The sequence below is a fragment of the Bradyrhizobium huanghuaihaiense genome (assembly GCF_007830635.1).
Classification (GTDB): domain Bacteria; phylum Pseudomonadota; class Alphaproteobacteria; order Rhizobiales; family Xanthobacteraceae; genus Bradyrhizobium; species Bradyrhizobium huanghuaihaiense.
This window is the reverse complement of sequence record NZ_VLLA01000017.1, coordinates 194,212-201,482: the sequence shown is the minus strand read 5'-3', so window position 1 is coordinate 201,482 and position 7,271 is coordinate 194,212. Positions and strand designations below refer to the sequence as shown.

The 7,271-nt window shown below is 62.5% G+C and carries 4 protein-coding genes; 1 reads left to right on the top strand and 3 read right to left on the bottom strand.

Translation table 11 applies throughout. The annotated features are described in order from the left end of the window. Window positions 1-2,280: DUF5801 repeats-in-toxin domain-containing protein (locus IQ16_RS46335; RefSeq protein WP_018643113.1), on the top strand; the 2,280-nt coding region annotated here is incomplete at its 5' end. 60 nt (window positions 2,281-2,340) lie between these two features. Here IQ16_RS46335 and IQ16_RS29430 read toward each other — a convergent pair. From IQ16_RS29430 to IQ16_RS29420, 3 genes are all read right to left on the bottom strand, one after another. Continuing rightward, window positions 2,341-3,357, bottom strand: coding sequence for a transglutaminase-like cysteine peptidase (locus tag IQ16_RS29430; protein WP_026312012.1), 1,017 nt, complete (start codon window positions 3,355-3,357; stop codon window positions 2,341-2,343). A 328-nt stretch (window positions 3,358-3,685) separates the two neighbouring features. Next, a complete protein-coding gene (locus IQ16_RS29425; RefSeq protein ID WP_018643110.1) occupies window positions 3,686-4,933 on the bottom strand; it encodes an HlyD family type I secretion periplasmic adaptor subunit in 1,248 nt (415 codons plus the stop codon). After that, window positions 4,923-7,202 (bottom strand): type I secretion system permease/ATPase, encoded by a 2,280-nt coding sequence (locus tag IQ16_RS29420; RefSeq protein WP_018643109.1) that lies wholly within the window; start codon window positions 7,200-7,202, stop codon window positions 4,923-4,925. The genes IQ16_RS29425 and IQ16_RS29420 overlap by 11 nt, the downstream gene beginning before the upstream one ends. Between the last annotated feature and the right edge of the window lie 69 nt (window positions 7,203-7,271).

Here is a 7,271-nt window from a genome sequence, read left to right as displayed (position 1 = left end):
GGCGACGGCGACAAGGCGAGCACGCCGGTCGACGTGTCGGGCAAGATCACCTTCGACGATGACGGTCCGAAAGCGAGCACAGTGACCGCGACGCCGGTCCTGGACGACGACGCGCAGACGCTGTTTGTGGGTAAGCCGGGCGGCATGGGCGACGTTGCGAACGCAATGGTTGCGACGGGCGCGGCGGGTGCGCTGTTCGCAGCGGGTGCGGACGGTGTGCAGTCGATCAGCTTCACCACCCCGATCGGGCTGAAGGCGATCTACAAGGACGCCAACGGGCTCGGGGCCCAGGAGACGCTGACCTACGCGACGACGGTGGTCGCGGGCCACACGATCCTGACCGCGACGGGCGCGATCTCGACCAATGTGGTGTTTAAGCTCGACGTCGCACCTGACGGCTCGTACACGTTCACCGAGTCGGAGCCGCTGGTGCATCCGACCAGCAGCACGACGGAGGAGAACCTCGCCGTCGCGATCGGCTTCACGGTGACGGACGGCGACGGCGACCAGGCGGCGGGTTCACTGACGGTGAACGTCAACGACGACACGCCGTCGATCGGTGCCATTCAAGATGCGATTGCACCTTTCAACAACAATACGCAGGTCAATGGTACGTGGCAGCCGCTGTTTGGTGCCGACGGCCCGAACGCAATCGCTCCGATTTCGGTCTCAATGGGAGCGAACCCGGCTGGTCTCACCTATGTCATCACCGATACGAATACGGCGGTGTCAGGCCACGAGCTCTTCAAGGTTGACGTGAAGAGTGGCGCAACGACGCTATACTCCTTCTATGAGTACACCGACTATAATCCCGCCACGAAAAGCGGGGAGATGTTTGCATTCACCGACCTTGCCCATACGAAGCAGTTCTTTGAACTGACCGTAGGCATCGATGGAACTTACAACTTCCATGTGGACACAAACACTCTGCAGCAAACGACCACGTTCAGCTTCGTTTCGCAGTTGCCAAACGGCGGTAACGGCGACTATCTGACAATCGTCAACGGCACCGGAACATTCCTCAGCGGCAATGATCCCGCGACGGTGCCTGCCGGAACCGTCCTTATTGACGGATGGAACAGCGGCAGCACGAGTCCAAACACTCACGTCTTGCACAAGAACAACCCGGGCTTGGGCATCGACAACGGTAACTTGGATGCTGGCGAAACCGTCATGTTCAAGTTCGGTGATCTGCAAACCGGCATAACCGTTGGTATCGGCAAGGGAAATAACGCGACCAACGAACACTTCCTGGTCACCGTTTGGGATGCGACCCATACCAATTCGGTTACTTGGGATTTGGTGCAGGCAGACGGCACGGCGGTCATTGTCGATCAGGCGCACTGGGGCGCTACCGGAACCGTATCCGGCGCGCTTTTCTCGACCTTCAGCGAGGTCGACGTCACAAATATCGCCAGCGGGGCTGCCGTCCCGGACCAGGACGACAAGGTCGTGCTGACGACTCTTTCGTATGGACAAAATACGACGATTGCCAGCACCACTCTGAACTTCGCGCTCGCCATCACAGATGGTGACGGCGATACGTTCACCAGCACGGACAATCTGACAGTGTCTCTGGTCGGCACCAACGCCAGCCTGACAGGTACGACCGCGCCCGAAGTGATCGCCGCGAGTGCTGCGAATGATACGATCACCGGCGGAACGGGACCAGGAGATACCGTTGACTACAGCAACGCCACATCCGGGGTGACGGTCAACCTGACGGCAGAAACCGATGCGGTGGCCGCCGTCGTGGGTGGTGGTGCCACAGGTGACACCATCAAGGGTATCGAAAATATCTTCGGGTCGTCCTTTGCGGATACTCTGACGGCTCACCCGTCCGGCAGCGTCCTCTACGCGGGAGCAGGTAGCGGAGCTGGCACGGATGTCCTGAATGGCGGCGTCGGCAATGACACTCTCGTCGCGGGCCTGGCAGGAACTGACGTCCTGTCGGGCGGCGCGGGCAATGACACGTTCGTGCTACATGGCAATGGCGGTGCCAATGTAACGATCTCAGACCTCGGTTTGGGTGATTCCATTGTCGTCGACGTTGCAAATCTGAACCTGACCATCAATACGGCCCAGACCGTCACGTTCAACTCGGGAACGACAGGCGCAAACGATCAGACCCACGACAGTGCGTTCGTGGGTTCGAACTTCTTCTTCAACACCAGCAACAACGAGCTGTACTACTCGGCCGACAATACGGCGGCTCACGCCGTTGATCTCGCTCACATCAGCACGGGCATCCCCCAAGCCAACGCTGTCCACGTGGCGTAAGCGGCCTGTGACGCATGACAAAACCGCCGGCGGGGCTCTCGCCGGCGGTTTTTCTTTGTCTCAAAGAAGCAGCGGCAGTGTGCTCAGCGATCCGCCGCCACCTGCATCGGCCGGCTCCGAGCCCGCCCATTCCGCGCCCGCCGCCGCCGGTGCCGCCTCGGCGGTGAGGGGTGCAGCCTTCGCATAGGGCTTGGCGAACAGATGCACGCCGTCGTGATTGATCGCGAACAGCGGTGCGAAGTTCAGCTCGCCGTTGTCCTCGCGCAGGCCTGCCCAGCGGTTGTCCAGGATCATCCAGCGGCCGTCGAGACGAGCCGCAAGCACCGCGTGGTCCTGCCGGACAGTCCGGTCGCGGACGAGGAGCAGGCGCATGTCGGCGTCCGGGAAACCCGCTTCGCGCAGTGCGGCGTATTTGGCGATCGCATAGTCTTCGCAATCGCCTTTGCCCGTCGCAAAGCTAGCCAGCGGCGAGCTCCAGCGATCGAGCTCCCGATGCTGGACGAGATCGCTGACATAGCGGATCGCGGTGTTGACGCCGAGATTGACCTCCTCGAGCTGAGCGCGCCCGGACTTCGCTTTGACCGCACTGATGAGCCTGAGGAACTGCGCAGCGTTCGGCGGGCAGGTCGCGGCATCGGAGCGGCAGCGCTCGAGCAGGGCCTGCTCGCTCGCGATCTCTGCTTCAACCGTGCGCCATTTGCGCCAGATGGCGTTGTCAGGTGCCCGGAACGCGAAGAGGCCGAAGGGTTCAGTGCCGAGCGGCGGCGCGCCGGCCGGAGCGGCGGCCTCAGGCTGAGCATCCGTCGCCGTGGTGGAGGGAGGCGTCAGCGCTGCCAGACGCACGGCATTTGCCCCGCGGCCACGCTCGCGGTCGAGCTTTGCCAGCACTGCGTTGATCGTGAAGAACGTCGCGGGTGCCTGGATGGCATCCGCCCCGGATGGCGCGATCTCACGCGGCCCGGCCGGCTCGACCTCGGCTGCAAATGCGACCGAGGTCGCAGCACCGCTGAGCGAAACCAGCATGGCCGCCGCAAACGCCAGAATGCCCTGCCGTCGCTGTCCACAACGCGACTTCATTGACCGTCCCCATATTTCGGGACGTCGCCGGCGTCTTTGCGCGCCTGATCATCATCCCGACCTGTTCATCGGGAGCCAGCGTGCGCGTGGGCGCGCTTAAGTCGGGTTAAGACCGGGGAGGGGGCGGCCGGGAATGAGCCGATGGGATGAACCGCGCCCCACCGGCAATGCTAAAGCTTGCGATCGCGCGTTAAGGACGCATTAAGCAAGGCGATCGAGCGACGGATCTCGTGCATGATCCGGAAAAGTGCGAAGCGGTTTTCCGACAAGATCATGCTGAAACAACAACCTAAAGCGCGATGACGATTCATCCCAATCTCATCGCGCTTTAGTGCTCGCGCAGGGCCTCGTCGCGCAAGGTGCGAGCCGGCTTCAAGATGTAGTCGAGAACGCTCTTCTTGCCGGTCAAGATCTCGACGGTCGTGATCATGCCCGGAATGATCGGAAGCGGAGCTTCCTCCGTGCCGAGATGGTTCCTGTCGGTGCGAACCATCACGCGATAGTAGGTCTCCGGTCGCTGCGCCGCCTCTCCCTTGTCGTCGAGGATCGTGTCAGCGCTGATCCGCTCGACCTTGCCGGCGAGATGGCCGTAAACGGAGGAGTCGTAGGCGGAGATCTTGACCACGGCGTCCTGGCCCGGGCGGATGAAGGCGATATCCTGCGGCCTTATCTTGCCTTCGACCAGCAAGGTATCGTCGAGCGGAACGATGTCCATGAGGTTCGCACCGGGCTGAACGACGGCGCCGATCGTCGTGACGTTCAGCTTGTTGACGATGCCGCGAACCGGCGAACGCAGATCCGTCCTGCGCACCCGGTCCTGGGCGGACTTGATGTTCTCGTCGAGGACTGCGAGGTCGGCCCTCGACTTGGCGAGATCCTCGTCCGCCTGCGCCCGGAAGGTCGAGATCGTGGTCGCAATCTTCGCCTTGGCCTCGGCGATCTGCCCTTTGGCTTCTGCAGATTGACGCTCCAGACGAAGCATTTCGATCTCGGGAACGACCTTCTGTTCGTACAGCTTGCGCGTCAAAGCGAGCTCGCGATCGAGCAGGCCCGACGTTTGGGTCAGCCTGGCGATCTGCTGATTGAGAACGTCGACGTCCTGCGCCACCTTGAGGGCGCGGGCCTTGAATACGCTCCGTTCTGTCGTCACCGCAACGGGGACAACGCCCTCGATCTGGTCGGGAAAGACGATCTCGCTGCGGCCCTTCGCTTCGGCGTCGAGCCGCGCGAGGCGGGCCGCCATCGAGGCGCGGCGCTCACGTATCTCGCCGAACTCGGAAGCGAACTTGGTGTCGTCGATCCGCATCAGGGACTGCCCCTGCTGAACCACCGCGCCCTCCTGGACGAGGATGTCGCCGACGATTCCGCCTTCCAGGGATTGCACGACCTGAATCTGCCGCGAGGGTACGACCTTGCCGTTGCCGCGCTTGACCTCTTCAAGCACGGCGAAATGGGCCCAGATCAGGAATGTGGAGAGGAGGGCGAGGAACGCCCACAACAGCATGCGGGAGGTCCGCGGCGTTCTCAAGCGGACGGCCGCGCGGATATCGTTGGCGTAAGCGAAATCAGCTGACATTGGACTTCTGCGCCGGCGAGACTTGTTGAACCACTCTGGGATTGACGACCGGCTCGGCCGACGGAGTCTTGCCTTGCAACAGGCTCAAGACGTGATCGCGTGGTCCGTCGGCGACCAGGCGGCCGTTGTCGAACAGCAGCAGCCGGTCGACCATGGTCAGCAGCGAAAGACGGTGCGTGGAGATGATGATGGTCATCTGCGCATCGTCGAGCTTCTTCAGCCGTTCGAGGAACTCGCTTTCGCTGCGGACGTCGAAATGAGCGGTCGGCTCGTCCAGGAACAGGATCTTGGGCTTGCGGATCAAGACGCGCGCGAGGCCAATGGCCTGCTTCTGACCGCCCGAGAGACTGCGTCCGCCCTCCGCGATGGGCATGTCGTAGCCCATGGGATGGCCCGCGATGAAGTTTTCGACGCCGGCCAGGCGCGAGGCCGCAAGCACTTCCTCGTCGGTCGCGGCCGGATAGCCCAAGGTGATGTTGTCGCGCAGCTTGCCGAAGAACAGATCGGTGTCCTGCATGGCAAAGCCGATGCCGGCGCGCAGGTCGGCGGGATCATACTGGCGCGAGTCGACGCCATCGACCAGGATGCGGCCATCTTGTGCCTCGTAGAAGGACAGCAGCAGGCGCCCGACGGTCGTCTTTCCCGAACCAACCCGGCCGATGATTCCAACGCGCTCGCCGCTGTGAATCTTGAAGGTGACCTTGTCCAGCGCCTTTCCAGGCGCATTGGGGTAGGTGAACGTGACGTTCTCGAAGCTGACAGTGCCTTGATCGATCTTTCTGGCGAGATAGGTCCGTTCCGGTGAACGTTCCCGCTCCAGAGTCATGATCCGATCGATGGATTTGAGCGCCGAGAAAGTCTGAGTGCCGCGGGTGATCACGGAGGCGATGCCCGCAATCGGCGCCAGAACCCGGCCGGCGAGCATGTTCGCCGCGACCAGGGCGCCGACCGTCAGGGTGCCGTTCTGGATCAGAAAGACGCCGATCACGATCATGAGCAGGCTGGTCAGCGTCTGCGCGGAGTTGGCTGCAGTCAGCGCCAGGGATGACCAGAAGTGCACGGCCTCGCCGGACCGGGCTGTCGCCGCGACCGAACGCTCCCAGGCCGTCTGCATCCTTGCTTCACCGCCCGAGGCGCGCACGGTTTCGAGCCCCGCGAGCGATTCCACCAGCACGCCATGGCGGGCCGCCGACTCGGCTTGCAGGCGCTTCATCGCCCGATTGAGCGGACGTTGCAGCACGAGGCCAATTCCGATCATGATCGGCAGCATCAGGAGCGGCACCCAGGCAAGCGGCCCGGCGACCACGAAGAGAACGGCAACAAACAGGATCGCGAACAGCAGATCGGTTGCCGAGACGACGCTGCCCGAGGTGAAGAACTCGCGAACGGAATCGAAATCGCGAAGCTGGTTGGCAATGATGCCGACGGATGTCGGCCGCTGCGACATCTTCACGGCCATGACGTGTTCGAAAATGTTGGCGGCAAGAACGACATCGATCGTCTTGCCCGTCACGTCGATCATCTTGCTCCGGACCATCCGCAGGATCAGATCAAAGACGATCGCAAGACCCATGCCGATCGAGAGAGCAACGAGTGAGGGGATCGCTCCGTTCGGGATGACCCGGTCATAGACGCTCATCGTGAAGAGCGGCATGGCCAGGGCCAGAATGTTGATCAGCAGCGCCGCCAGCGCGATGTGTCCGTAGTTGCGCCAATGCGCCTTTACGACGGACCAGAACCAGTGCTGCCGGGGAAGGCTGCCGGCCGCAACGGCTCGCGGGTCCGACTCGGCGGCTGCCCGCACCAGAAACGCGTAACCCGTATATCCCGCAGCGATGGCGTCGAGGGTCAGCATCTCAGGCACATACGGCCGGTTGCTGGGGTCGATCACTTTGGCGGTACGCTTGGCCTCGTCGATGCTGAGCAGGACCAGCGTCGTTCCGTTCTTCATGATCAGCACGACCGGAAGAACGAGAGGCGGGATGTCCAGCAGCTTGCGTTTGGTGGCTTCGGTCTCGAGGCCTGCACGGCGCGCCGCCCGTTCGTAGAGCGAAACCGTCAGGCGTCCATCGAGGATCGGCAGGCCGCCGAGCAAGCCTTCGCGTGTCACGGCCCTGCCGTGATGTCCGGCCAGAAAGACGAGCGAGTCCAGCAGGGGATCGCCTTGTTTCGCTGCGCCTTGCTCGGCCCGGGCCGATGCCGCGGACTCTTCGCCGATGTTGTCACGGCGCGCACCTGGGGCCGAAGCCGTCTTTGTTTGACGAAACAACAAGCTGATATGCCTTAAATGAAAAGCGATGACGCGAACTTGGCAAAGTCGTCGAAAGACTACGACAAA